This window comes from Marivita lacus (assembly GCF_014637725.1).
GTDB classification, from domain to species: Bacteria; Pseudomonadota; Alphaproteobacteria; order Rhodobacterales; family Rhodobacteraceae; genus Marivita; species Marivita lacus.
The window spans coordinates 1-1381 of sequence record NZ_BMFC01000050.1 but is presented as its reverse complement, the minus strand read 5'-3'; the positions used below and the strand labels follow the sequence as shown (position 1 = coordinate 1381).

The 1381-nt window shown below is 62.7% G+C and carries 1 protein-coding gene; it reads left to right on the top strand.

Features of this window, described 5'->3' with window-relative positions:
- The first annotated feature begins 121 nt into the window (after positions 1-121).
- Positions 122-1327, top strand: coding sequence for an IS256 family transposase (locus tag IEV82_RS23410; RefSeq protein WP_188484491.1), 1206 nt, complete (start codon positions 122-124; stop codon positions 1325-1327).
- The last annotated feature ends 54 nt before the right edge of the window (positions 1328-1381 follow it).

Sequence of the window (1381 nt, the reverse complement as noted above, 5' to 3'; positions counted from 1 at the left end):
GGTAGTGTCCACGGACGTGGTGGACTTTCACATCGCGCTGGCGGTGTAACCGGGGTGGCCATCGAGGATGTCGGTTATGGTGGAGTTTGCAAGCTTCAACCACGAACCGATGGAGACCCCGATGACCGAGAACAACATGACCTTGATCGAGCTGCTGCAAAAGCACGATGAGGGGGATTTTCTGCGCGCCGTGACAGAGGCCGTGCTCCAGACGCTGATGGAGCACGACGTGGAAGGCGTGATTGGTGCTGGCCGCTATGAGCGTGGCGACGGGCGACAGACCTACCGGAACGGCTACCGTGATCGCGAACTGAAGACCCGGCTCGGGGCGCTGAACCTTCGCGTGCCCAAATTGCGGCAGGGCAGCTATTTCCCCGGCTTCCTCGAGCCGCGCCGCACCTCGGAGAAGGCCCTTGTCGCGGTGATCCAGGAGGCGTGGATTGGCGGTGTCTCGACGCGCAAGGTCGACGATCTGGTGCAGGCCATGGGCCTGAACGGCATCTCGAAGAGCACGGTGTCGAAGCTGTGCAAGGATATCGACGAACGCGTCGGCGAGTTCCTGAACCGGCCATTGAGCGGCGACTGGCCCTATCTGTGGTTGGACGCGACCTATCTGAAGGTGCGTGAGGGCGGGCGCATCGTGTCGGTCGCGGCCATAATCGCTGTTGCGGTTAACACGGACGGCCGTCGCGAGATCATCGGCATGACCGTTGGCCCCTCTGAGGCCGAGACGTTCTGGACCGGGTTCCTGCGCAGCCTCAAGGATCGTGGGCTGGACGGCCTCAAGCTGGTGATCTCCGACGCGCATACCGGGTTGAAGGCAGCGATTGCGCGGGTGTTCGAGGCGAGCTGGCAGCGGTGCCGCGTTCACTGGATGCGTAACGCGCTCGCCCACGTGCCCAAGGGCCAGCACACAGTCGTCGCCGCTGCGATCCGCCAGGCATTCACCAAACCCGACCAGAAGGGCGCACAGGATGTTTGGCGGCACGTGGCCGACCAGCTGCGTCCGCGGTGGCCGAAACTCTCAATGCTGATGGACGATAGCGAGGCCGACGTGCTGGCCTACATGGCATTCCCGGCGCAGCACCGCACCAAGCTGCATTCGACGAACCCGCTGGAACGGCTGAACAAAGAGGTGAAGCGACGCGCAGACGTCGTCGGCATCTTCCCGAACGAGGACAGTATCATCCGCCTGATCGGCGCTGTCCTGTTCGAGCAGAATGACGACTGGCAGGGCCAGCATCGTTACATGCAAGTCGAGGCGTTCGGGCTCATCGACACCGCACAGATCGACCCGCTTCTCAGCATATCAACACAGGCCGCCTGACCGATGCCCTCGATTGGCCATACCCGAATTTACACCAGCTTGACGGACGCTACC

Bases quoted from the DNA above. Each gene is read 5' to 3' on its own strand.
- IEV82_RS23410 (WP_188484491.1), top strand. From the start codon at position 122: ATGACCGAGAACAACATGACCTTGATCGAGCTGCTGCAAAAGCACGAT.